Source organism: Aeromonas sp. S41-2 (genome assembly GCF_027705845.1).
Taxonomy (GTDB): domain Bacteria; phylum Pseudomonadota; class Gammaproteobacteria; order Enterobacterales; family Aeromonadaceae; genus Aeromonas; species Aeromonas hydrophila.
This window is the reverse complement of sequence record NZ_JAPDCG010000013.1, coordinates 20800-45514: the sequence shown is the minus strand read 5'-3', so window position 1 is coordinate 45514 and position 24715 is coordinate 20800. Positions and strand designations below refer to the sequence as shown.

22 protein-coding genes are annotated in these 24715 nt (G+C 63.1%); 12 read left to right on the top strand and 10 right to left on the bottom strand.

From position 1 onward, the window contains the following. Window positions 1–63: 63 nt before the first annotated feature. Genes OKC44_RS20400 through norV form a run of 3 tightly spaced genes read right to left on the bottom strand, consistent with a single transcriptional unit; the run spans window position 64 to window position 3104 of the window. Window positions 64–405 (bottom strand): DUF1971 domain-containing protein, encoded by a 342-nt coding sequence (locus tag OKC44_RS20400; protein WP_016348974.1) that lies wholly within the window; start codon window positions 403–405, stop codon window positions 64–66. Between the two features lie 51 nt (window positions 406–456). Then, a complete protein-coding gene (gene norW, locus OKC44_RS20395) occupies window positions 457–1623 on the bottom strand; it encodes an NADH:flavorubredoxin reductase NorW (protein WP_270814807.1) in 1167 nt (388 codons plus the stop codon). After that, window positions 1620–3104, bottom strand: a complete 1485-nt coding sequence (gene norV, locus OKC44_RS20390; protein ID WP_029305246.1) for an anaerobic nitric oxide reductase flavorubredoxin — start codon at window positions 3102–3104, stop codon at window positions 1620–1622. Before norV ends, norW begins: the two co-directional genes overlap by 4 nt. A 170-nt stretch (window positions 3105–3274) precedes the next feature. Between norV and norR the strand changes: the two genes are divergently transcribed. Further along, the gene (norR, locus tag OKC44_RS20385; protein WP_073348576.1) at window positions 3275–4801 is read left to right on the top strand and encodes a nitric oxide reductase transcriptional regulator NorR; all 1527 of its coding nucleotides are present in this window, start codon (window positions 3275–3277) and stop codon (window positions 4799–4801) included. A gap of 78 nt (window positions 4802–4879) precedes the next feature. On the opposite strand, the gene OKC44_RS20380 is transcribed toward norR, so the two are convergent. Continuing rightward, complete coding sequence (locus OKC44_RS20380) at window positions 4880–5587, bottom strand: GntR family transcriptional regulator (RefSeq protein WP_010635556.1); 708 nt, start codon at window positions 5585–5587, stop codon at window positions 4880–4882. Window positions 5588–5871: 284 nt separating this feature from the next. Between OKC44_RS20380 and OKC44_RS20375 the strand changes: the two genes are divergently transcribed. After that, on the top strand, window positions 5872–7458 hold the full coding sequence (locus OKC44_RS20375; protein ID WP_270814806.1) for an alpha-glucoside-specific PTS transporter subunit IIBC: 1587 nt from the start codon (window positions 5872–5874) through the stop codon (window positions 7456–7458). Window positions 7459–7460: 2 nt separating this feature from the next. Then, on the top strand, window positions 7461–8780 hold the full coding sequence (locus OKC44_RS20370) for a 6-phospho-alpha-glucosidase (protein ID WP_270814804.1): 1320 nt from the start codon (window positions 7461–7463) through the stop codon (window positions 8778–8780). A 69-nt stretch (window positions 8781–8849) separates the two neighbouring features. Here the strand turns inward: OKC44_RS20370 and OKC44_RS20365 are convergent, their stop codons facing one another. Beyond that, the gene (locus OKC44_RS20365; RefSeq protein WP_011704143.1) at window positions 8850–9854 is read right to left on the bottom strand and encodes a substrate-binding domain-containing protein; all 1005 of its coding nucleotides are present in this window, start codon (window positions 9852–9854) and stop codon (window positions 8850–8852) included. 435 nt (window positions 9855–10289) lie between these two features. On the opposite strand from OKC44_RS20365, the gene OKC44_RS20360 reads away from it, so the two are divergent. The 6 genes from OKC44_RS20360 to OKC44_RS20335 all read left to right on the top strand — a co-directional run bounded on the left by OKC44_RS20360 (window position 10290) and on the right by OKC44_RS20335 (window position 16090). After that, window positions 10290–11411 (top strand): branched-chain amino acid ABC transporter substrate-binding protein, encoded by a 1122-nt coding sequence (locus OKC44_RS20360; RefSeq protein WP_044798807.1) that lies wholly within the window; start codon window positions 10290–10292, stop codon window positions 11409–11411. A 64-nt stretch (window positions 11412–11475) separates the two neighbouring features. Then, window positions 11476–12402, top strand: a complete 927-nt coding sequence (gene livH / locus OKC44_RS20355; protein ID WP_011704141.1) for a high-affinity branched-chain amino acid ABC transporter permease LivH — start codon at window positions 11476–11478, stop codon at window positions 12400–12402. Next, window positions 12399–13667, top strand: coding sequence for a high-affinity branched-chain amino acid ABC transporter permease LivM (locus OKC44_RS20350; protein WP_017410832.1), 1269 nt, complete (start codon window positions 12399–12401; stop codon window positions 13665–13667). The genes livH and OKC44_RS20350 overlap by 4 nt, the downstream gene beginning before the upstream one ends. A 100-nt stretch (window positions 13668–13767) precedes the next feature. Then, window positions 13768–14541 carry a high-affinity branched-chain amino acid ABC transporter ATP-binding protein LivG gene (gene livG, locus OKC44_RS20345; RefSeq protein ID WP_024945484.1) on the top strand — a complete coding sequence of 258 codons (774 nt, stop codon included), beginning with the start codon at window positions 13768–13770 and terminating at the stop codon, window positions 14539–14541. A gap of 10 nt (window positions 14542–14551) precedes the next feature. Then, complete coding sequence (locus OKC44_RS20340; protein ID WP_011704138.1) at window positions 14552–15253, top strand: ABC transporter ATP-binding protein; 702 nt, start codon at window positions 14552–14554, stop codon at window positions 15251–15253. A 3-nt stretch (window positions 15254–15256) separates the two neighbouring features. After that, window positions 15257–16090, top strand: a complete 834-nt coding sequence (locus OKC44_RS20335) for an AraC family transcriptional regulator (RefSeq protein WP_270814801.1) — start codon at window positions 15257–15259, stop codon at window positions 16088–16090. Here OKC44_RS20335 and OKC44_RS20330 read toward each other — a convergent pair. Continuing rightward, window positions 16087–16773 (bottom strand): LysE family translocator, encoded by a 687-nt coding sequence (locus tag OKC44_RS20330; protein ID WP_270814800.1) that lies wholly within the window; start codon window positions 16771–16773, stop codon window positions 16087–16089. The two genes, OKC44_RS20335 and OKC44_RS20330, sit on opposite strands and share 4 nt — an antisense overlap. A gap of 70 nt (window positions 16774–16843) precedes the next feature. Here OKC44_RS20330 and glpE point away from each other — a divergent pair, with 70 nt between their 5' ends. Together glpE and glpG are read left to right on the top strand one after the other, a co-directional pair. Further along, a complete protein-coding gene (gene glpE, locus OKC44_RS20325; RefSeq protein WP_011704135.1) occupies window positions 16844–17167 on the top strand; it encodes a thiosulfate sulfurtransferase GlpE in 324 nt (107 codons plus the stop codon). Next, window positions 17164–17997 (top strand): rhomboid family intramembrane serine protease GlpG, encoded by an 834-nt coding sequence (gene glpG / locus OKC44_RS20320; RefSeq protein WP_011704134.1) that lies wholly within the window; start codon window positions 17164–17166, stop codon window positions 17995–17997. Before glpE ends, glpG begins: the two co-directional genes overlap by 4 nt. Before the next feature lie 140 nt (window positions 17998–18137). Here glpG and OKC44_RS20315 read toward each other — a convergent pair whose 3' ends face one another. Further along, window positions 18138–20561 (bottom strand): VolA/Pla-1 family phospholipase, encoded by a 2424-nt coding sequence (locus OKC44_RS20315; RefSeq protein ID WP_139393786.1) that lies wholly within the window; start codon window positions 20559–20561, stop codon window positions 18138–18140. Between the two features lie 301 nt (window positions 20562–20862). Between OKC44_RS20315 and ubiK the strand changes: the two genes are divergently transcribed. Continuing rightward, a complete protein-coding gene (gene ubiK / locus OKC44_RS20310; protein WP_005307315.1) occupies window positions 20863–21120 on the top strand; it encodes a ubiquinone biosynthesis accessory factor UbiK in 258 nt (85 codons plus the stop codon). Window positions 21121–21249: 129 nt separating this feature from the next. On the opposite strand, the gene fre is transcribed toward ubiK, so the two are convergent. The 3 genes from fre to OKC44_RS20295 form a co-directional block, all read right to left on the bottom strand. Further along, the gene (gene fre / locus OKC44_RS20305; RefSeq protein WP_270814798.1) at window positions 21250–21948 is read right to left on the bottom strand and encodes an NAD(P)H-flavin reductase; all 699 of its coding nucleotides are present in this window, start codon (window positions 21946–21948) and stop codon (window positions 21250–21252) included. A 168-nt stretch (window positions 21949–22116) separates the two neighbouring features. Further along, entirely contained in the window at window positions 22117–23586 is a 1470-nt protein-coding gene (gene ubiD, locus OKC44_RS20300) for a 4-hydroxy-3-polyprenylbenzoate decarboxylase (RefSeq protein ID WP_029305255.1), read from the bottom strand. Between the two features lie 30 nt (window positions 23587–23616). Next, window positions 23617–24624, bottom strand: coding sequence for a hypothetical protein (locus OKC44_RS20295; protein ID WP_270814796.1), 1008 nt, complete (start codon window positions 24622–24624; stop codon window positions 23617–23619). Between the last annotated feature and the right edge of the window lie 91 nt (window positions 24625–24715).

Genomic DNA, 24715 nt, shown 5'->3' with positions numbered 1-24715 from the left:
TATTTTGATCTGCATGGGCAGAGGGGGACATTTGCGCCCAATGCCCCTCCCCATGGTTGAACCTTATGCCTTGCGGCTGTTGAACAGCGGCTGGTCGGATTCGGCCTGCTCGGCCCAGAAGTGGATGTTGAAGCGGGCATCTTCCGACAGCTCGACCCTGTGCCAGTACTGGGGCGGGCTGGTGGCAAACTCCCCGGCCCGGATCACCAGGCTCAGCTCAGGCTCCTCGGCCTGCTCGTCGGCAAAGCCGTGATAGGTGACGGTGCCCTCCATCACGCAGAGCTGGCCGAACACCCCGGCCGCGGTGTTGTGGTGGGTGAGCAGGGCCTGGGGCACGTTCTGGCGGGTGAAGAAGGGGGTGGAGCGGCGCACTACCCAGTGAGACGGAATCAGTTGCATGGCCATATCGGTTCTCCTCAGATGGCCGGGTCGACCCGGCCGGTGCAATGAAAGGGGTTAACGGGGCAGCTGACGCAGCAGCGGGAAGGCGGCGCTCATCTGATCGCCCCCCACCACGAAACCGCACAGCTCGCCGGCTTGGTCGCGCGCCTCGGCCACCATGCCGTGGCTGTTCCAGCGGCACTGCCAGGCGAGATCCTCGCCCTTGGTGCGGCCGGCCAACTGCAAGGGGTAGCGCGGCGTCTTCACCTTCACCAGCATGGGCGGCAGGGTCAGCGGGGTCGGTGTGCCGAGCAGGGTGCGCGCCAGCGCATTGGCCCCCAGCACTATGGGTTGCAGGAAGGGGAGCAGCTGACCCTGCCACTGCACGCAATCCCCCAGCGCGAAGATATGGGGGTCGCTGGTCTGCAGCCGATCGTCCACCAGGATGCCGCGCTCCACGGCCAGCCCGGCCCCACGGGCCAGGGCCAGATTCGGCCGCAGGCCGATCGCGGCGATCACCAGATCCTGCTCGCTGGTGCGGCCATCGGTCAGAGTCACCCGCCAGCCATCGCCCGGCTGGGCATCTATCCTGGCGATACCCAGCCCGAACTGCAGGCTGACCCCCTGACTGCGCAGCGCCTGTTGCAGCGGCTGGGTCAGGGTGGCGGGCAGCAGGGCACTGAGCGGGCTGTCGGCCAGATCCAGCAGGGTAACCTCGCGGCCATCGCTCGCCATGTCCATCGCCAGCTCGCAGCCGATGAGGCCGGCCCCCAGCACCAGGATGCGGCGAGCCTGCTGGATTGCCCCCTCGGCGGCGGCATACTCCTGCTGGCTGTTGAGGGTGACCAGGTGTTCGCTGCCCGGCAGCTCGGGGCGTACCGCACTGGCACCGGTGGCCAGCACCAGCTGGCCATAGGGGAAGCTGCCCTGCGAGGTCAACAGGGTGCGCCGGGCGGGATCGATACCGAGCACAGAGCAGTGGGGCAACAGCGCAATGCGCTGCTGCTCGGCAAAGTCGCTGCCACTCTGGCGGGTCATGGCTGCGGCGGCGCAGCCCCGGCTCACCACATGGCTCAAGTCCGGCTTGTTGTACTCGTCGCCGCTGTCGGCGGTGATGAGGCGGATGGGCTGCTCGGCGTCCAGCTTGCGCAGGCTCTTGACCAGCTGCTGGGCGGCGAAGCCGCTGCCGATCACCACTATCTCCTGGCTGATGCCGGCGTCACTCTGCGTTGTTGTGCTCATACACAGGCCTCCACGGCACAGGGTTCGAATACCTCCTTGCCGATGCCGCAACCCGGGCAGAGGAAGCTGTCAGGTACCTGGGCCCAGGGGGTGCCCGGCGCCACCAGCTGATCCGGCTCGCCCTGGGCCGGGTCATAGACCCACTGGCAGACGGTGCAGAGCATGGCCTGGTCGTCATCCCATTCGGCGGCAGCCGCTGTGGCTTGCGCCTCAGCAGCTGGCATCAGGGGGGCAGGCGTCACGCCTGTCTGAGTTGTGGTGATCGGGCGGGGCGTCTCGAGCGGGTGCAGCGCCCACTGACGGGCGAGCTGGCGACCGTGTTCGCGGCATTCGGCCAGCGCCGAACCATCCGGCCGCCACTTGGCCTTGAGGGAGATGCTGATATCAAAGCCTGCATCCATCAGCCGGGTCTGGATCCGGTCCACCGCGCCGCCGGTCCAGCCGTAGCTGCCGAAGGCCGAGGCGCGCTTGTTGCGAAAACGCAGGCCGGTGATCTCTTCGAGCATGCCCGCCACCTTGGGCATCATGACGTTGTTCATGGTGGAGGAGCCCACCAGTATCCCCTTGGAGCGGAACACCTGGGTCAGGATCTCGTTCTTGTCATGGCGGGCCACGTTGTAGATCTTCACCGCCACGCCGGGGTCCACCTCGTGGATGCCCTGGGCGATGGCGTCGGCCATCATGCGGGTGTTGTTGGACATGGAGTCGTAGAACAAGGTGATGCGGTCTTCCTGATAGTGGTCGGCCCACTCCAGGTATTTCAGGATGATCTGGGTGGGGTCCTCGCGCCAGACGATGCCGTGGGAGGTGGCCACCATGCTCACCGGCAGATTGAAACCGAGCACCTCCTTGATCTTGGCGGTCACCAGCGGGCTGAAGGGGGTGAGGATGTTGGCGTAATAGCGCTGGCACTGCTCCATCAGCTCGGTCTGATCCACCTCATCGTTGAACAGGTGTTCGTCGCAGTAGTGCTGGCCGAAGGCGTCGTTGGAGAACAGCACGGCGTCCTCGGTCATATAGGTCATCATGCTGTCGGGCCAGTGCAGCATGGGGGTCTCGATGAACACCAGCTGCTTGCCGTTGCCGATGTCCAGGCTGTCACCTGTCTTGACCGGATGGAAGTTCCACTCCGGGTGATGATGATGGCCGGTGATGGAGTCGATGGCATTGTGGGTGCAGTAGATGGGGGTGCCGGGGATGCGGGCCATCAGCTCGGTCAGGGCGCCGGCGTGATCCTCCTCGGCATGGTTGATCACCACATAGTCGATGGTGGCTAGATCGATCTCGGCCGCCAGGTTCTGCACGAACTCGCGGCTGAACTTGTGATCGACGGTGTCGATCAGCACGTTCTTCCCTTCACGGATGAGATAGCTGTTGTAGCTGGTGCCCTTGTGGGTCTTGTACTCGGTACCGTGGAAGTCGCGTACCTCCCAGTCCCGTTGGCCGACCCAGTGGATGTTGTTCTTGACGTGAATGCTCATCAGGCAGTTCCTCGAATGCAATAGTGTATGTTCGACTGAACCAGCTATTGCAGAGGATGTGCCAACTCATAACATGTTGTTTTTATTGACAACTCAAATCATTCATTGTCATTTAGACAGCCACTGATTATAGTCAAAAACACAAACACACTGTCATTTGGACAATCATCGTGATCTCGACCGACAGCCTGGCGCGCATCGCCCTCGACCTGCAACTCGGCATCTCCCATCAGGACCGCTTCCACCGCCTGATCCAGAGCGTGCGCAGCCTGCTGAACTCGGATGCCTCGGCCCTGCTGCGTTACGAGGGGGGCCAGTTCATCCCGCTGGCCATCGACGGCCTGATGCAGGACGTGCTGGGGCGCCGCTTCGCCCTCAAGGATCACCCGCGCATGGAGGCCATCGCCCGCGCCGGCGACGTGGTGCGCTTCCCTGCCGACAGCAGCCTGCCCGACCCCTATGACGGCCTGCTGCCGGATCACGACGACTTCAAGGTGCACGCCTGCGTCGGCCTGCCGCTGTTCTCGGATCAGGCGCTGATCGGCGCGCTGACCATAGACGGCATGAACCCGACCCAGTTCGACGCCATCAGCGACGAGGAGCTGCGGCTGGTGGGCGCCCTGGCCGCCGCCGCCCTCAACAACGCCCTGCTGCTGGAGCGGCTCGCCCGCCAGAGCAGCGAGCCGCTGGTCCCCGGCACCCGGCCCGGCCCTGAGCAACCGGAGATGATCGGCCAGTCCCCTGCCATGGCCCGACTGCGCCACGAGATCGAGGTGGTGGCGAACTCGGAGCTGAACGTGCTGATCCTGGGGGAGACCGGGGTCGGCAAGGAGCTGATCGCCAAGGCGGTGCATCGCGGTTCCCAGCGTGCCAAGGCCCCGCTGGTCTACCTCAACTGCGCCGCCCTGCCGGAGTCGGTGGCCGAAAGCGAGCTGTTCGGCCACGTGAAGGGGGCCTTTACCGGCGCCATCCACAACCGGGCGGGCAAGTTCGAGCTGGCGGATCAGGGCACCCTGTTCCTCGACGAGATCGGCGAGCTCTCCCTGCCGCTGCAGGCCAAGCTGCTGCGGGTACTGCAATACGGCGATCTGCAGCGGATCGGTGACGACACCCCGCTCAAGGTGAACGTGCGCATCCTGGCGGCCACCAACCGGGATCTGAAGCAGGCGGTGGTCGAAGGGCAGTTCCGGGCCGACCTCTACCACCGGCTGAGCGTGTTTCCGATCCACGCCCCGGCACTGCGCGAGCGCCCCGGCGACATCCCCCTGCTGGCCGGTTACTTTTGTGAGCGCTGCCGGCTCAGCCTGGGGCTGGAGCGGCTGCGCATCCAGCCACAGGCGCTGCAACTGCTCGAGCGCCACGACTGGCCCGGCAACGTGCGGGAGCTGGAGCACGCCATCCACCGCGCCGCCGTGCTGGCGCGGGCCGAACAGGGCAGCCAGGCCCCGACCCTCGCCAGCCATCACTTCAACCTGGCAGCCGGCCCCCTGCCCCCCTCCACCAGCCCCGCCATGGCGCCGGTTGCCCCCTTGCCCGGCGGCCTCGGCCTGCGCGCCGCCACCGACGCCTTTCAGCTCGCGCTGATCGAGCAGACGCTGGCCGCCCATGACGGCAACTGGGCCGCCACCGCCCGCGCACTGGAGCTGGACGGCGGCAACCTGCACCGGCTCGCCAAGCGGCTCGGCCTCAAGGCCTGAGGCGTCCATTCAGGGCCATCAAGCAAAAACCCCCTCGCTGGCGAGGGGGTTTGCATACGTAGCAAGATGGGGGACGAGCTAGCCGCGGGCGCGGCGCAGGTGATAGTCGACGTGATAGTCGTTGGCATTGCGGAACATGATGGAGTAGTTGAGAAACTCGCCGTTCTCACCGTATGAGAGCGAGGTGAGCCGCAGGATGGGCGCCCCCTGCTCGATGTGCAGCAACTCGGCCATGCGCCGGTCGGCCAGCACGGCGCTGAAGCTCTCGTAGTTGCCGGCGATGGGGAGCTGGCACTCGTTCTCGATGTAGGCGAACTTGGATCCCTCCAGGTGTGCCACCGAGAGGGTGCGAAACAGCCGCACCGGCATGTAGCTCTCCTCCACCAGCAGGGCCCGGCCGTCCACCGAGCGCACCCGGTTGGAGAAGTAGACCGGCTCGTTCACCTTGATCCTGAGCTGGCTGGCGATGGCGGGCGGGGCAGGCATGGTGCGAAACTCCAGCACCTCGCTGGTCAGGCTGCGGCCCTGTTCACGCATCAGCTCGGTGAAACCGCTCAGCCCCTTGGTCTCGTGCTGCACGTCCTTCTTGGTCACGTAGGTACCGCTGCCATGGCGCCGCTCCACCAGCCCCCACTCGATCAGCATGTCCACCGCCTTGCGCACCGTCATCCGCGATACCCCGAACTGACTCGCCAGGGTTTTCTCGCTCGGCAGGACATCCCCCACCCGGCAATCTGCCCCATTGACCCGGATACGCAACCGATCCGCCACCGATTTATAGATCACTGCTAGACCTCTCTTCACCCAGCCGGGGTGGCGACCCATTTGCTCGCCTTTATTTCAACTAGCTGAAAATAAACAATTTTAAATTCAAACAACCCGATAAAAACGTCACAAAAACAAGACGTACAACAATATCGCAAAATTTAGATCTCTTTGTCTAAATAAGTGCATGCGCCGGATCACATAACCACCACATATTTCATGAGGGCCTGATCGCTTGTTGTTAGGTTCAATTCAGCAACACGACAACAGCAGTCAGACAATTCTCTAATAAAAAGGGACGCTATATGCTCAGTCAAATTCAACGTTTTGGCGGGGCAATGTTTACGCCTGTATTACTGTTTCCATTCGCAGGTATGGTGGTAGGCATTGCAATCATGCTGAAAAATCCCATGTTCGTGGGAGAGACGCTGGCCAATCCTCAGGGACTGTTTTTTCAAATAGTCCATATTATTGAAGAGGGTGGCTGGACGGTATTTCGAAATATGCCGCTGATATTTGCCATCGGCCTGCCGATCGGTCTGGCAAATAAGGCTCAGGCCCGCGCCTGCCTCTCCGTGCTGGTCAGCTTCATGACCTGGAACTACTTCATCAATGCTATGGGGATGACCTGGGGCGACTATTTCGGGGTCGACTTCAACCAGGCGGTGGGTGGCGAGAGCGGGCTGGCCATGGTGGCCGGCATCAAGACCCTGGACACCAGCATCATAGGTGCCATCGCCATCTCCGGCATTGTCACCGCCCTACACAACCGGTTGTTCGACCGACAGCTGCCGGTCTTTCTCGGCATCTTCCAGGGCAGCTCGTTCGTCACCATCGTCGCCTTCTTCGTGATGATCCCCTGCGCCTGGCTGACCCTGCTGGGCTGGCCCAAGGTACAGATGGGCATCGCCTCCCTGCAGGAGTTCATGCTGGTCTCCGGCCCGCTTGGCGTCTGGGTTTACACCTTCCTCGAGCGAATTCTGATCCCGACCGGCCTGCACCACTTCATCTACGGCCCCTTCATCTTCGGCCCCGCCGCGGTGGAAGGCGGCATCCAGCTCTACTGGGCCCAGCACATGCTGGAGTTCAGCCAGAGCACCCGACCGCTGATCGAGCTGTTCCCCCAGGGCGGCTTCGCCCTGCACGGCAACTCCAAGATCTTCGGGGCCATGGGGATTGCGCTCGCCATCTACGCCACCGCCGCCAGAGAGAACAAGGCCAAGGTGGCCGGCCTGCTGATCCCGGCCACCCTGACCGCCATGCTGGTGGGGATCACCGAGCCGCTCGAGTTCACCTTCCTCTTCATCTCGCCCCTGCTGTTCGCCATCCATGCCCTGCTGGCTGCCACCATGGCGACCGTGATGTACCTGTTCGGGGTCGTCGGCAACATGGGCGGCGGTCTGCTCGACCAGTTCCTGCCGCAGAACTGGATCCCCATGTTCCACAATCACGCCGGCATGATGTTTACCCAGATTGCCATCGGGCTGACCTTTACCGGGATCTGGTTCCTGATATTCCGCACGCTCATTCTGAAATTCAATTTGAAAACCCCTGGGCGGGATGAGAGCGAAATAAAACTGTATTCCAAGGCCGATTATCAGGCCGCCAAAAAACAGCGTGGCCATGATATTGCCGGCCATCTTCTGGCGGCGCTCGGTGGCGCGGAAAATATCAACAGCCTGAACAACTGTGCCACCCGGCTGCGCATATCGCTGCATGATGCGGGGCTGGCGGCACCGGATGATGCTTTCAAACAATTGGGTGCCCACGGCGTGGTCCGCCACGGTGACAGCATCCAGATCATTATCGGTCTGCATGTCCCCCAGCTAAGGGAAAACATGGAGAGCCTGATGAACAACCCCTCCTCCTCTTCTTTCGTAACGGAGTCATGATCATGAAAAAATTCTCTGTCGTCATTGCCGGCGGTGGCAGCACCTTTACCCCGGGCATCGTTCTCATGCTGCTGGAGAACCAGCACCGCTTCCCGCTGCGGGAGATCAAGTTCTACGACAACGATGGCGCCCGCCAGGAGGTGATCGCCGAAGCCTGCCGCATCCTGCTGCGGGAACAGGCCCCGGACATCGCCTTCAGCTATGGCACCGACCCCAAGGCAGCCTTCAGCGGGGTGGACTTCGTGATGGCCCACATCCGGGTCGGCAAGTACCCCATGCGCGAGCTGGACGAGAAGATCCCGCTGCGCCATGGCGTGGTCGGCCAGGAGACCTGCGGCCCTGGCGGCATCGCCTACGGCATGCGCTCCATCGGCGGTGTGCTGGAGCTGGTCGACTACATGGAGCAGTACTCGCCGGATGCCTGGATGCTGAACTACTCCAACCCGGCCGCCATCGTGGCCGAGGCGACCCGTCGCCTGCGCCCCCACGCCAGGATCCTCAACATCTGCGACATGCCCATCGGCATCGAGGGACGGATGGCCCAGATCGCCGGCCTGCCGTCACGCAAGGAGATGCGGGTGTGCTACTACGGCCTCAACCACTTCGGCTGGTGGACCCGCATCGAGGATCTGGCGGGCAACGACCTGATGCCGGCCATCAAGGCCCACGTGGCCAAGCACGGCTATGTGCCCAAGCAGGCCGGCCACGCCGAGGCCAGCTGGAACGACACCTTCGCCAAGGCCAAGGATGTGTGGGCCCTTGATCCGGACACCCTGCCCAACACCTATCTGAAGTACTACCTCTACCCGGACTATGTGGTGGCCCACTCCAATCCGGAGCACACCCGCGCCAACGAGGTGATGGAGCACCGCGAGAAACACGTGTTCAGCGCCTGCCGCGCCATCGTGGCGGCCGGCAACGCCGCGGCCGGCGAGCTGGAGATCGACGAGCACGCCTCCTACATAGTGGATCTGGCCACCGCCATCGCCTTCAACACCCAGGAGCGGATGCTGCTGATCGTGCCGAACCGGGGTGCCATCCCCAACTTCGACCCGGAGGCCATGGTCGAGATCCCCTGCCTGGTGGGCAGCAGCGGCCCCGAGCCACTGCAGGTGGGCAACATCCCGCTGTTCCAGCAGGGCATGATGGGCCAGCAGGTGGCCGTCGAGAAGCTGGTGGTGGAGGCGTGGATCGAGCGCTCCTATCAGAAGCTGTGGCAGGCGATCACCCTCTCCAAGACGGTGCCGAGCGCCTCGGTGGCCAAAGCCATCCTGGACGACCTGCTCGCCGCCAACAAGGAGTACTGGCCGCCGCTGCAATAAACGCGGGCCAAACAAAAACCCCCTCGCTGGCGAGGGGGTTTTCTTGTTGATGGCGCTGCCGTGGCGCGCTCAGCGCAGGGACTTGACCGAGCGGCGGACAATCAGCTCCGGCTGGACTGTCATCGACTCGACTTCCAGCTCCTTGTTGCGGATCCGGCTCACCAGCTGCTGCACCGCCAGCAGACCGAGCTCGGCCTTGGGGTGGCGGATGGTGGTGAGCGGCGGGCTGGAGAAGCGTGCCATCTCCACGTCGTCATAACCGATCATGGAGATATCGTCCGGCACCTTGACCCCGGCTTCCCAGGCGGCGCAGATGGCGCCGATCGCCATGGGATCGTCGAAGGCAAACACCGCGGTCGGCCGTGGCTTGAGGGCCAGGATCCGCTGCATGGCATCGAATCCGCTCTGGCTCTCGTAATCCCCTTCGAAGATCTGCTCATCTTTCAGGGTCAGCCCCTGCTCGCCCAGGGCATCGCGCACCCCGTCCAGCCGCTGCTGGGTGGTCGGCTTGGCCAGCTGACCCGTGATGCAGACGATGTCGCGGTGACCCTGCTCCAGCAGGTGGCGCACCGCCAGGCGCGCACCGATGCGGGCGTTGTCGTTGATGACGTTGGCAAAGTCACACTCGGTACCCCAGTCCAGCACCACTTGCGGCACGTTCTTGTGGATGCGCAGCATGTCGCGCAGCGGGGTATCGATGTCGGTTCCCAACACCAGCAGACCGTCGACCCGCTTCTCCATCAGCATGCGCAGGTAGTGCTGCTGACGGGGCGGCTGGTTCTCGGTGTTGCAGAGGATCAGGCTGTAGCCCTGCTCGAAGCAGTACGCCTCCACCCCTTGCACCACTTCCGCAAAGAAGGGGTTGGCACTGGTGGTCACCAGCATGCCGATGGTCTTGGTCGAGTTTATCTTGAGGCTGCGCGCTACCGAGTTGGGCGCGTAGTTGAGTTCTGCCACCGCCTCAAGCACTTTTTGGGTTGCGTCTTCGCTGACCCGACGGGTGTGATTGAGTACATGTGAGACGGTGGAGATGGATACGCCTGCGCGGGAGGCGACATCCTTGATAGTGGCCATCTCTGTCTCCTGAAGATCAAAGGCGGAACATTAGCAGATTTCCCGAATAAAGGCTTGGTTTTAACGAGCACTGCCAATGAATTGTCAATGCAGGCTAATCTAGGCGCTCATTTCTATTTGCGCAAACGGATTTTGGTCAAAATGGGAGCAGTGTCAGGGTAAAATATCGTCAGTTTTTTCATCTATCATTTATCGAAAGCACACCTTGTTGAGAAGATGTTAATCAACACCTTTAGCATCAATATCTAAATCAGATTTCAATATTGGTTATTTGTTTCAAAAAAGCACTATTCCATCCTCTCTGGTTAGTATCTTTAACAGCTTGTTATTGCCCAGCGAGGAATGATAGAACCATACCTATTGCCGGACTGGCGGGATCACGGTTCGGAATGGCACACGGAAAATGAAACAATCCACTGATTAAGGGACGAATCGATGAATAAGTTGAGCAAAATGGCAGTCAGGGCAGCGGTTTCTATGGCCCTGTTCGGATCGGTATCACTGGTCCACGCGGCGGACACCATCAAGATCGGCATCGCCGGTCCGGTCACCGGCCCGGTCGCCCAGTACGGCGACATGCAGTTCACCGGCGGCAAGATGGCGGTCGAGCAGATCAACAAGGCCGGTGGCATCAAGGGCAAGCAGATCGAAGCCGTCATCTATGACGACGCCTGCGATCCCAAGCAGGCCGTGGCGGTCGCCAACAAGGTGATCAACGACGGCGTCAAATTCGTGGTCGGCCACCTTTGCTCCGACAACACCCTGCCCGCTTCCGACATCTATGAAGATGAAGGCGTGCTGATGGTCACCCCGGCCTCCACCAACCCCAAGATCACCGAGCGCGGCTATCAGCTGGTGCTGCGTACCATCGGCCTGGACAGCGACCAGGGTCCGACCGCCGCCAAGTACATCATCGAGCAGGTCAAACCCAAGCGCGTGGCCGTCATCCACGACAAGAAACAGTACGGCGAAGGCATCGCCTCCAGCGTGAAAGCGGCGCTGGACAAGGCCGGCGTCAAGGTAGTGGCGTTTGAAGGCATCACCGCCGGCGACAAGGACTTCTCCGCCCTGATCGCCAAGCTGCAAAAAGAGAACGTCGACTTCGTCTACTACGGTGGTTATCACCCCGAGCTGGGTCTGATCCTGCGTCAGGCTGGCGAGAAGGGCCTCAAGGCCAAGTTCATGGGTCCGGAAGGGGTCGGCAACAAGGACATCTCCGCCATCGGCGGTCCGGCCTCCGAAGGCCTGCTGGTGACCCTGCCGAACAAATATGACCTGGTGCCGGCCAACGCCCCGCTGGTGGCCGCGTTCAAGGCCAAGGGTCAGGACTCCTCCGGTCCGTTCGTGTGGACCACCTATGCCGCGGTGCAAACCCTGGCCGCCGGTATCGCCAAGGCGGGTGAGGATGACCCGGCTGCCGTTGCTGCCGCCATCAAGGCCGCACCGATCGATACCGTCATGGGCACCCTGAGCTGGGCTCCGAGTGGCGACCTGAAAGGCTTTGAATTCGGTGTGTTCCAGTGGCACGCCGACGGTACCTCCACTCAAGTCAAATAATCTGCCGGTCGGGGTGACATGAGTCACCCCTCCTTTCTTTGCGGGCAAGTACAGGGAACGCAGTATGTCCGAACACTTCCTTTACCTGGTTCAGCAGTTGCTGAACGGGTTAACCATAGGCAGCACCTATGCGTTGATCGCCATCGGCTACACCATGGTCTATGGCATCATCGGCATGATCAACTTCGCCCACGGCGAGGTCTACATGATCGGCTCCTATGTCGCTTTCATGGTGATGGCGGGGCTCATGATGATGGGCATCGACAGCACCTTCCTGCTGCTGGGGGGCGCCTTCCTGGTCAGCATCGTCATCACCGGCACCTATGGCTGGACCATAGAGCGGGTCGCCTACCGCCCGCTGCGGGGCGGCAACCGGCTGATCCCCCTGATCTCCGCCATCGGCATGTCGATCTTCCTGCAGAACATGATGCGGATGGCCCAGGGCTCGCGCGACATCGCCATGCCCACCCTGATCTCCGGCGGCTGGACCCTTGGTGAAGCCGACGGCTTCCAGGCCAGCCTCTCCTGGATGCAGCTCATCATCTTCGTGGTGACCTTCATCACCATGCTGGCGCTGACCCAGTTCATCGGTCGCTCCCGCATGGGCCGCGCCTGCCGCGCCTGTTCGGAAGACATCAAGATGGCCAACCTGCTGGGGATAGACACCCACGTGGTCATCTCCATCACCTTCGTGCTGGGGGCCACCCTGGCCGCCGTCGCCGGCGTGCTGCTCGGCATGTATTACGGCGTCATCAACCCCTACCTCGGCTTTATGGCCGGCTTGAAGGCCTTTACGGCGGCGGTCTTGGGCGGCATCGGCAGCATTCCCGGCGCCGTGCTGGGCGGCCTGCTGCTCGGCGTGGTCGAGGCGCTCACCGCCGGCTACCTCAGCACCGAATACAAGGATGTGATGGCCTTTGCCCTGCTGATCGGCGTGCTGCTGTTCATGCCCACCGGCATTCTGGGTCGCCCGGAGGTCGAAAAGGTATGAAAAAACAATTCATTCATGCCTGCATCGCCAGCCTGGTGCTGCTGGTGCTCTCCTTCTGGCTGCTCGGCTTCAAGCTCGAAACCGACGGTACTCGCCTGCTGGTGACCAGCCGGCTCGACGTGTCGCTGGCCTGGCTACTGGGCGGCGCCACCCTGGTGTTCTGGTTCCAGATGCTGCGCGGCCAGATATCCAGGCTGTTCCAGGCCTCCATCAGCGGCTTCTCGGTCGGCTTCACCAAGCTGGTGCTGCCAAGCCCCGAAGAGGCCCCCAAGCTCTATAACCTCACCGCCGTGCTGGTGCTGCTGTTCGCGGTGAGCTGGCCCTTCATGGCCTCGCGCGGTGCCATCGATCTGGCCACCCTGGCCCTCATCTACATCATGCTGGGGCTGGGCCTTAACGTGGTGGTCGGCCTCGCCGGCCTGCTGGATCTCGGCTACGTCGGCTTCTACGCGGTCGGCGCCTACAGCTATGCCCTGCTCAACACCTACTTCGGGCTCAGCTTCTGGGAGTGCCTGCCCATCGCCGGGCTGACGGCGGCCACCTTCGGCTTTTTGCTCGGCTTCCCAGTGCTGCGGCTGCGGGGGGATTATCTGGCCATCGTCACCCTGGGCTTTGGCGAGATCATCCGCATCCTGCTCAACAACATGACCAGCCTGACCGGCGGCCCGAACGGCATCTCCGGCATTCCCAAGCCGACCCTGGGCGGTCTGGAGTTCAACCGCACCGTCAAGGATGGCGGCTTCGAGACCTTCCACGAGTTCTTCGGCATCGCCTACAACGCCAACCACAAGGTGATCTTCCTCTACCTGATGGCGCTGGTGCTGGTGATCGCCACCCTGTTCGTCATCAACCGCCTGCTGCGCATGCCGCTCGGCCGCGCCTGGGAGGCATTGCGGGAAGACGAGATCGCCTGCAAGTCGCTGGGGCTCAACCCCACCATTATCAAGCTGACCGCCTTCACCATTGGTGCCTGCTTCGCGGGCTTCGCCGGCAGCTTCTTCGCCTCGCGCCAGGGCTTCATCAGTCCGGAGTCCTTCGTCTTTATCGAGTCGGCCATCGTGCTCGCCATCGTGGTGCTGGGCGGCATGGGCTCCCAGATCGGGGTGGTGCTGGCCGCCATCGTGATGACGGTGCTGCCTGAGCTGGCGCGCGAGTTCAACGAGTACCGCATGCTGATGTTCGGCCTCTTGATGGTGTTCATGATGATCTGGCGGCCACAGGGATTGCTGCCGATGACCCGTCCGCATCTGGAGTTGAAAAAATGAGTGCCAATCAGAAGTTAATGGAAGTCTCTGATCTGTCGATGCGCCACATGGGTGGACTGTTGGCGCTGGCTCACTCCACTCTGACCCGGGAGCTGAGAAAATGAGTACTCATCAGAAGTTAATGGAAGTCTCTGATCTGTCGATGCGCTTCGGAGGGTTGCTGGCGGTCAACGGGGTCAAGCTGGACGTGGACAAGGGGGAGGTGATCTCCATCATAGGTCCCAACGGGGCGGGCAAGACCACCGTCTTCAACTGCCTGACCGGCTTCTACCGCCCGAGCGGCGGCATCATCCGCTACAAGGGTGAGGAGATCCAGGGGCTGCCCGGCCACCTCATCGCCCGCAAGGGGATAGTGCGCACCTTTCAGCACGTGCGACTGTTCAAGGACATGACGGCGGTGGAAAACCTGCTGGTAGCCCAGCACAGGCACCTGAACACCGGCTTTCTGGCCGGGCTGTTCAAGACCCCGGCCTTTCGCCGCGCCGAGCGGGAGGGGCTGGAGCAGTCCGCCTTCTGGCTGGAGAAGGTGGGGCTCAAGGATCTCGCCAACCGCGCCGCCGGCAACCTGGCCTATGGCCAGCAGCGCCGGCTCGAGATTGCCCGCTGCATGGCGACCCGGCCCGAGCTGCTGATGCTGGACGAACCGGCCGCCGGCCTCAACCCCCACGAGACCGACGAGCTGAACGAGCTCATCTCCAACCTGCGGGACGAGTTCGGGGTCTCGGTACTGTTGATCGAACACGACATGAAGCTGGTGATGGAGATCTCCAACCGCATCTTCGTGGTCAACCAGGGTACCCCGCTGGCCCACGGCAAGCCGGACGAAATCCGCAGCAATCCGGCAGTGATCAAGGCCTATCTGGGCGAGTCGTAAGGACAAAAAGATGTTAGAACTTCGCAACGTATCGACCCACTACGGCAAAATTCAGGCGCTGCACGACGTCAGCGTCCAGGTCAAAGAGGGGGAAATCGTCACCCTGATCGGCGCCAACGGCGCCGGCAAGACCACCTTGCTGATGACCCTGTGCGGCGAACCCAAGCCCAGCAGCGGCTCCATCTGGTTCGAGGGAGAGCAGATAGACTCGCTCTCCACCGCCCGCATCATGCGCAAGGACATCGCCGTGGTGCCGGAGGGGCGCCGCATCTTCGCTCGCCTGACGGTGGAGGAGAACCTGCTGATGGGGGCCTTCTTCGTCGACAAGGCCGAGCAGCGCGGCCTGCTGGATCAGATTTTCACCCTGTTCCCCCGCCTGCACGAACGCCTGGAGCAACGCGCCGGCACCATGTCCGGCGGCGAGCAGCAGATGCTGGCCATCGGCCGCGCCCTGATGAGCAAGCCGCGCCTGCTGCTGCTGGATGAACCCTCGCTGGGGCTGGCCCCCATCGTCATCCAGCAGATCTTCGACACCATAGAGCAGCTGCGCCGCGACGGCATGACCATCTTCCTGGTGGAGCAGAACGCCAACCAGGCGCTCAAGCTGGCCGATCGCGGCTATGTGCTGGAGAACGGCCACGTGGTACTGCAGGACACCGGGGCGGCCCTGTTGGCCAACCCGGCCGTCCGCCAGGCCTATCTCGGCGGCTGACCCATGAGCAGGGCCGACACGGCGCCGGATCACCACAGTTTCTGGCACGATCCGGCCCTGCCTTTCATCGAGGCGCGGGCGGTGCAGGATGGCCGCCGCGTCTGCTACGACAAACATAGCCACCCCCACTTCTCCATCGGCGCCATCACCGGTGGCCACAGCCACTACCTCAACCAGCGCAGCCGGCAGGAGGTCGGCCGCGGCCACCTGGTGCTGATGAACCCGGAAGAGGTGCACGCCTGCAACCCCGTTGCGGATCAGCCCTGGTCCTATCTGATGTTCTACCTCGATACCGGCTGGCTGCAGCGCCAGCAGGAAGAGGCGGGGCTGGGTGACGCCTTTCGTCCCTTCGACATGACTGCAAGCCGGGATCCCCTGCTCTACCAGGGGCTGTGCCGGCTCCACCGGCAGCTGTGGCAGGAGTCGGAGCCGCTCGCGCGCGAGGTGGCCTGCCACCAGTTCAGTCGTCAGCTGCTGGCCAGGCTCACCCCGGCCAGCTGGGACGATCGGCCGCCGCAGCACCTGCAGCGGGCCGCCGAACTGATGCAGGACGACTGCAGCAGCACCCTCACCCTCGCGCAATTGAGTGTGGTGGCCGGGCTCACCCCCTCCCACTTCGTGCGCAGCTTCAGCCGCCATTACGGCATGACGCCCCACGCCTACCTGCTCGATCAGCGCATCCGCCATGCCCGCACCCTGCTCAGGCGGGGAGAGCCGCTGGCGGAGGTGGCGCTGGCCAGCGGCTTTGCCGATCAGGCTCACTTCCAGCGCCAGTTCAAGCGGCGGGTGGCTGCCACCCCGGGTCACTACCGCAATCAGCTGACCCGGCTGGGCTAGCGCACCAGATAGGCGGCGCAGAGCAGCAGCAACAGCGCCATCGCCCGGTTGAACCAGCGCAGCCGCTGCGGCGCGAGCAGCAACCCCTGCAATCGGCTGCCGGCATAGGCCCAGCAAGCGATGGAGCACAGACAGATGACCAGATAGAGGCCGCTGAACAGGGCCACCTGCCCCACCCCGCCCGCACTGCCATAGGCACCCATCCCCATGCTGGCGGCGAGCCAGGCCTTGGGATTGAGCCACTGCATCAGTGCCCCGTACCAGAAGGAGGGCGCCACCCCGTCGACCCCCTCCACCCGGCCGCTGTCCACCAGCAGTTGCCAGGCCATCCAGCCGAGAAAGATCACCCCGGCCCAGCGCAGTGCATCCGCCGCCAGCGGCCACTGCAGCAGGGTGGCGCCCAGCCCCAATCCCATCAACAGCAGCAACAGAATGAACCCCAGGCTGGCTCCGACCACGTGGCGCAGGCTGGCCGCAAAGCCATGCCTGGCGCCGCTGCCGAGGGCAACCAGATTGACCGGCCCCGGGGTGATGGACATGGCTAGGGCAAACCCGGCCATGGATAACAGCAGACTCGTCTCCATGAATAACGCTCGTATCGGCAAAAGGAGCCCCCAGCCTAGCCGGCCCCCCGCCCCCGGTATTGAAGGAAATTGCGATCGGTCACGGCAATAACCGGACACATTGCGGGCTTAGCGCCGGCCCCTGCTTGCGGTAAACTGACCCTCAATCACCTATTCGCAGGACATGTTAATGGACCAGTTTGCCCATATCAGTGCCCATGATGCCCACCAGAAGCTTGCCGCCGGTGCAGCCCGCCTCGTGGATATTCGCGACCCCCAGTCGTTCGAGACGGCCCACGCGGTCGGCGCCTTCCACCTCACCAACGGCACCCTGGTGCGTTTCATGAACGAGGTGGACTTCGATACCCCGGTGATCGTGATGTGCTATCACGGCAACAGCAGCCAGGGCGCCGCCCAGTACCTGCTGCAACAGGGGTACGATGAGGTCTACAGCCTGGATGGCGGCTTCGAGGCGTGGCGCAGGGAGTTCCCGATCCAGGCGGGCGACGCATGATCCAGCTGCTGGTGCTCGACAATGCCCGCATGGCCCAGGCGCTGGTGGACTATCTCTCCACCCTCGGCATCTCGTGCGAGCTGACCCAGTCCGAGCTTGGCGTCTCGGTCTGGCTGGCGGACGAACAGCGCCTCGCCCAGGCCCAGCTGGAGGTGAAACGCTTCCTGGCCGAGCCGACCCACCCCCGCTACATGGAAGCCTCCTGGCAATCCGGCCGGGCCGATGCCCGTATCGACTACAGCAAGGGGATGACCGACCCGGTCACCGACTTCCTGCATCAGGCCGGGCCGCTGACCCTGGTGGTGATCATCGCCTGTCTGGCCATCTACGGGCTCGATGCCATTGGCCTGCCGATCTTCGATGAGCTGGCCTTCCACCCGACCCTGGCCCAGTTCACCGACTGGCAGGCGTGGCGCTACTTCACCCCGGCCTTCATCCACTTCTCGGTACTGCACCTGGTGTTCAACCTGCTGTGGTGGTGGTATCTGGGGGGCCAGATCGAACAACGGCTCGGCAGCGGCAAGCTGCTGATCCTGCTGCTGGTAGGTGCCGCCCTGCCCAACCTGGCCGAGTTCTTCGCCAGCGGCCCGCTGTTTGGCGGCCTTTCCGGGGTGGTCTATGCCCTGCTCGGCTACTGCTGGCTGCGCAGCAAGTTGCAGCCGGCCTGCGGCCTCACCCTGCCACCGGCGCTGATGGGCTTCATGCTGTTCTGGCTGGCACTCGGCTTCTTCGATCTGCTCGGCACCCGCACCGCCAACATGGCCCACCTGGCCGGCCTGCTGGTCGGGCTGCTGCAGGGCTGGCTGGACAGACACCACCAGCCCGCCTGAGCGCTAGTGGTCATCAAGGTGCAGCAAGCTGCTCGGCAGCCTGAGCGGCCACCAACCAGGCCAATCTGAACCAGCGACAAGCGCGATGCTGGAAAACAAAACGCCGCCCCGAGGGGCGGCGTTTTTATTGGCCAACTGGCTTACTGCTTGAGCAAATAAGGCTTGGAAACCACAACTGCCGTGCCGCCGCTCATGAAGAAGCTGGCGAACTGGGACTGCATCTCGGTGGTCACATCGCCGTTCGGGTCGAAGTTCTCGTCCGGCGCCAGCAGCGAGCTGTGGCCACCGGCCACGAAACGGGCCGCGTTGTGGCTGGCCGCACCGGTGGCGGTCAGCGGCTGCAGAGCCAGCACCTTGAACAGCGGCTCGGTACCACCCAGCGGGGCGGAGGCGATGCTGTTCGGGATCACCTGGTCAGACAGGCTCAGCGCGCCATCACCGACGATCTCGGTAGCGAACAACCGGAAGTCGCTCTTGATGCCGCTGCCGAGGTTGATCGGGTCAGCCGAATCCAGCACCGACTGAGCCGCGAAGCTGTAGCTCTGCAACGTGCTGGCCGCCGCCGCCTGCTGGGTAGTGCTCAGGCTTGGCAGGAACTCGTTGACGAAGCAGGTCGGCACCGCGGTCTTGCAGTTGGGTGCGTAGGCGGTGAAGCCCGCTTTCAGCTCGGCACTGCCGCTGGTCAGCACGCCCATCTTGATGGTCGGGCCGAAGGTCGGCGAGTTCAGCAGCAGCGGCGCGATGCCGCCACCCGGCATGGCCAGGCCGCCGGTATCGAACTTGAACAGGGCATCCGCCTGCGCATTGCCGATGGGCTGGTTGGCAACCGCCAGCAGGTTGGTACCGGAGATGGCACCCAGGGAGTGGCCCAGGAAGTGCACCTTGAGACCTGCCCCCCCGATCTGGGTTCCCAACCCCTTGGCATTGGCCAGACCGACCGCCAGACGCAGGCCCAGCAGATCCGCCACGCTCTGTTTCAGGTTGTCGCGGGCCACGGTCAGGTAGCTCAGGTTCAGATACGGGGTCGGGTTGTCGGAGGTGGTCACGGTCGCCATGCTGCCGCTCAGGGCGAAGCCGCGCTCACCGTGCAGTGGGTGATCGATCACCACCAGCGCCACCTTTCTGTTTGCCTGCATGCCGGCATAGATCTGGCCCAGCGCCAGTGCATAGGCGTTCTCTTTCACCGAGGTGACGCCGTGCTGGTAGATGATCACGTCGGTGATGGTGTTGAGGTCATCCTTGGCGAAGATGCGCATCGGCACCGACTGCACCTCTTCCAGCATGGGCAGCGGGTTGAAGCGGCCGATGTTCTGCTCGGCATCCAGCGGCTTGCCGCCGGAGGTGAGGGTCACCCCGATCAGCTTGCTCGCCTCGGCCAGCAGCTCGGCCTGACGGGTCGGATCGGCAATCAACGTCGCCAGCAGGGCAGGATCCACACCCGCGCCCACCAGCCCGGCGATCACTTCGCTGTCGGAGGCTTTCAGGGCATTGGCGATGGCATACAGGCTGGGGATGGCGCCGTGCCAGGACTGGGTCTTGGCCTTGTCCCAGGAACCGGCGGTGGCCGGCGAGGCGAGGAAGTAAGGCAGCTTGACGGTGCCGGTATAGACCTTGGTTCCTTGGGCAATCGGGTAGAGCTGAGCACCGGGGCCGAAGGCGGTGGCGATCGCATCTTTCTGCTCCGGCGGCAGGAACTGCTCTGCGTCCAGCTGGGTCAGGAAGGGGTTGTTGCCGGTCACGCTCAGGGTATAGGTGCCCGGCAGGCTGGTGTTACCCTTGGCATCCTGCTTCCACAGGGCGGCCGCATCCAGGGTCGGACTCTTCAGCACGGACGCCGCAGCCCCTTTCACCGCCACCAGCACGTCGGCACCGGACTGGGTACCGAACCAGTCAGAGAAGATGACGTGATCGGTGGAGACGCCGGTGGCAGCCTTGAACAGGCCTTCCTGCAGGGCGATCAGACCGTTGATGGTCTGCTCCTGGGCATTGCTGCCGACGTTGTTCTTGTAGTTGCCGTAGTCGTTGCCGGCCTTGACCGCGTTGCCGCTGCTGTCCTTGAGGGAGTCGGTGGCCACGATCATGTAGTAGGAGGAGGGATTCAGCGGCTTGAGCGGCACCAGGTTCAGCTTGCCGGCCGAAGCGGCCACCACGAAGTCCACCCCGTAGGTCAGCACCTTCTTCACGCCGTTCGGGCGCAGGGCGGCGCTGTCAAAGCTCAGCTCCAGCAGGTAGAGCGGCGCGACCGAAGCGGCAAACTCCGCCGCGGCCGGGGCCTGCACCTGGATGCCGGATGACGTCACGGGCACGATCTGGATAGCCTGGGTCGTGGACCAGCCATCCAGGGTCGACATGGCCGAGACCGGGTTGGAGAGATCTGCCGTTTCGGTGGAGAATTTCAGGGTGCCATCGCTGGCCCGGGCTGCCAGAGCACTGGGGCGCACGGCGTTGGAACCGGTCAACAGATAGTCGAGATAGCTGGAGGTGTCGCCTTTGTTATCGTCACTGCCACCACAGCCAGCCAGCATAGCACTGACAACCGCGGCATAAATTAGCTTCTTTTTCATATCCTTATCTCTTTTTAGTTGTTATCCATGAAATGCTGACTGAGTTGGGTGAGAACCCGACCGGTACATCTTAACAGCAACGCAACAATTATTAAGCCTCTGGTCGGTTATCTGATCTGCTTTTTTTGTGTACAGCATCAAGGAATTGGAATAGAAACGGGACTCGATAGGTTAACAGCTTCATCCCGAATACCAGACCCGACCAGCGACTGCCCGTATGGCAGCTGGCAAAAAGCGACCCTCGATCTCGGCAAAGCGGATCAATTGCCGGTAGAATGGCGCATTGCTTAAGGAGAACCACATGATCGACCCGAAGAAACTGGAAGAGATCGCCAAACAGGTGCACAACTCCCTGCCGCCCGGCATTCGCAGCATGGGTGAAGAGGTGGAGAAGAAGATCCGTCAGGTGCTGCAGTCCCAGCTGGGCAAGCTGGATCTGGTCAGTCGCGAAGAGTTTGACGTGCAGACCAAGGTGCTGCTGCGCACCCGCGAGAAGCTGACCGCGCTCGAGGCCAAGCTGGCCCAGCTCGAGCAGCAGCTCGGTGCCAAGGGCGAATAACGCAGGTCGCCCATAAAGCAAACCCCAGCCAGGCTGGGGTTTGTTGTTTCTGGCCTGCCGCAAGGCAAGCAGCAGGCTGATTCAGCGAGGCCGCCTCGGTCACGCTATGTGACCGGCCTCATGCCGAACTCAGATGAATTCGTAGGCGTCGCCGAAGATGCGCTCTGGCTCGGCGCCCAGGATCTTGAACTCCTCCCGCGCCGCGCCTGCCATCTCGAAACGACCGGCGACATAGATGTCGTAGTCGTGCAGGCTGACGAAATCATCCATGATGGCCTTGTGCACCAGCCCGGTCTTGCCGGTCCAGTCCGCTTCCGGCTCCTGTACCACCGGGATGAAGGTGAGCGGGGCGTAGTCGCGCTCCCACTGCTGCATCTGCTCCTGCTCGTAGAGCCAGTGCGCCTGGCGCACGCCCCAGTAGAAGAACACCGGGCGCTTGCTGCCGGTATCGATCAGGTATTCCAGAATGGAGCGGGCATAGGAGAAACCGGTGCCACCCGCCATCAGGATCAGCGGCCGGGGTGACTCTTCCCGCAGAAAGGCCTTGCCCGCCGCCAGTTCAATCTCGATCTCCCCCTGCTCGCGCATGCGGGCCAGCACCTGACTGGCATAGGCGTTTTCCGGGGTGGCGCCGATCTGCAGCTCCAGCATGCCCGGACGGGTCGGCGAGTTGGCGATGGAGAAGGGACGCTTGTCCGAATCGCTCATCACCACCAGCAGATACTGGCCTGGCTTGAAGCTGACCTCTTGCAGTGGCGTCAGGGCCACGTGCCAGATGGTGTCGACATATTCGCGCAGTTCCTCTACGCGGCACTTGATACGTTGCATTCTTATCCTTGTGACGGGCTCGCTCGGCCCGCTTTCGCTCTTGATTCACTGTGGACTGGCGACCAGCAAAGTGGTCAGGTCAGTCGAGCATACCCAATTCAGCTCAAATGGCATCAATCTTTTGCATCCCGGCCAGGCGGCACGGCCCGTCGGGCCTGCCGCCGGTCTTCAGCCGAGAATGTTCAGCTCGTCCCAGAGGGCATCGATCTTCTGCTTGACCGCCTCGTCCTGCACGATGGGCTGGCCCCACTCGCGATTGGTCTCCCCCGGCCACTTGTTGGTGGCGTCCAGGCCCATCTTGGAGCCGAGCCCCGAGACCGGCGAGGCGAAGTCCAGGTAGTCGATCGGGGTGTGCTCGATCAGGGTGGTGTCGCGGGCCGGGTCCATCCGGGTAGTGATGGCCCAGATCACGTCCTTCCAGTCGCGGGCATTGATGTCGTCGTCGCAGACGATCACGAACTTGGTGTACATGAACTGGCGCAGGAAGGACCAGACCCCCAGCATCACCCGCTTGGCGTGGCCAGGGTAGCGCTTCTTGATGGTCACCACCGCCATCCGGTAGGAGCACCCCTCCGGCGGCAGGTAGAAGTCCACGATCTCGGGGAACTGCTTCTGCAACAGCGGCACGAACACCTCGTTGAGCGCCACCCCGAGCACCGCCGGCTCATCGGGCGGACGGCCGGTGTAGGTGCTGTGATAGATGGCATCCTTGCGCATCGTCATGTGGGTGATGGTGAACACCGGGAACTCGTCCACCTCGTTGTAGTAGCCGGTGTGATCGCCATAAGGCCCTTCGGGGGCCATCTCGCCCGGCTCCAGATAGCCTTCCAGCACGATCTCGGCGCTGGCGGGCACCTCCAGATCGCAACTGACGGCCTTCACCACCTCGGTGCGGCTGCCACGCAGCAGACCGGCAAAGGCGTATTCGGAGAGGGTATCCGGCACCGGCGTCACCGCGCCTAGGATGGTCGCCGGATCGGCACCGAGCGCCACCACCACCGGGAAGCGCTCACCCGGGTGCGCCTCCTGCCACTCGCGAAAATCGATGGCACCGCCGCGGTGATCTAGCCAGCGCATGATCAGCTTGTTCTTGCCGATCTTCTGCTGGCGATAGATGCCGAGGTTCTGCCGCTTCTTGTAGGGGCCGCGGGTGATGGTCAGACCCCAGGTCACCAGCGGGGCCACGTCGCCGGGCCAGCAGTGCTGGATCGGGATCTGGTCCAGATCGACCGCCTCTCCCTCCAGCACCCGCTGCTGGCAGGGGGCAGAGGAGAGCCGCTTGGTCGGCATGTTGAGCACCTGCTTGAAGATCGGCAGCTTCTCCATCAGCTCCTTGAAGCCACGGGGCGGCTCCGGCTCCTTCAGGTAGGAGAGCCAGATCCCCACCTGGCGCAGGGCGGCCACGTTGGGCTGGCCCATGCCCATGGCGACCCGATCCGGGGTGCCGAACAGGTTGGTCAGCACCGGCATGGCGTAACCCTTTGGATTTTCAAACAGCAGGGCAGGGCCGCCCGCCCGCAGGGTGCGGTCGCTGATCTCGGTCATCTCCAGATAGGGGTCTATCTCGCGGCTGATGCGCTTGAGTTGTCCGCTTTGTTCCAGCTGCGCGATGAAATCACGCAAATCCTTGTATTTCATGCAGGTACCCTGTGTTCAGGCGATGCCGCATTATAACCCTGGGCGGGCGGCGGGTGTACCCGAATCGGGCAGCATCACCGGACTTGCATGGCGCTTTTCCTGCCGGGTCAGCCGATCGGCAAGCTGGGCCAGCAGCCTGGGTTCGTCCATCTGCAGCAGCAGGCTGGCCACCTGACCGCTGTATTGGCGATTGCCCAGCTCCGCCAGCAGGAACTGCTGGGCCGTGTCTGGCAGCGGCGAAAGTTGACTGAGTTGCTGCAGAGCGGGCAGCTTGAGTCGGGCATTGCGACTGGCGGCAATCAGCAGATCGCTGGCCGCCTGGCCCTGATGAAAACGGCTCACGCTGGCGAGCGCGGCCACGCTGTCGTGATCCACCGGTTGATGCCACAGCTTCTGATAGAGGGCGCTGTCACCGGTACGCTCGGCCAGCAGCCGCAGCAGCCGGTTGTCGGGCAGGAAGATGCTCATGGCGGCCAGCGTGTGCGCCTCCCGTTGCAGGAGCGGAAGCGGCTGCCGATCGAGTACGGTCAGCAGCGCCGGCTGCTGCTGGGCCAGATCAGGATTGCGGCTGTTGTAGATCTGCTTGAACTCGAACGTGCCCTCTTCCAGCTGCTGGCGATAGTTGTCCTGCCAGGCCTGCTGTTGCCAGCGGCTCAACACCTGCCGCGCGACGGCGGCAAAGTCGTAGGCGGGTTGCTGCACCAGAAAGCCGTCCACCTCTTTTTCCACCAGCCAGCTGGGGGCCTTGAACGACTGGGCGCGCACCCAGGCCAGCAGTTGTGGACTGGTGGCCCTGGGTTGGCTATTGAGGGTGGCCAGCAGCTGGCACAGCAGATACTCCCGCTGCCCCACCGCCAGGGAGTCCAGCAGGGTATCGATGGCGGCAAACTGCCCCAGCTGCAGCCGGCCGGTCAGGTAGTCGAGGTGACCCTGCAGCCCCTCGTCGGCCACCAGTGCCGCCCGGGGAGACTGCGTCTCGGCAGCCCCGACCGGCAGCACCAGCAGCCAGCTCAGCAATATCAGGAGTACATGCTTCATGACGTCCCTATCCTTGTGACATCGAGGTTTCATACTACTCAGGCGACCGTAAAATAGATAAACAAAAACCGCGACCTGGGCCGCGGTTTGA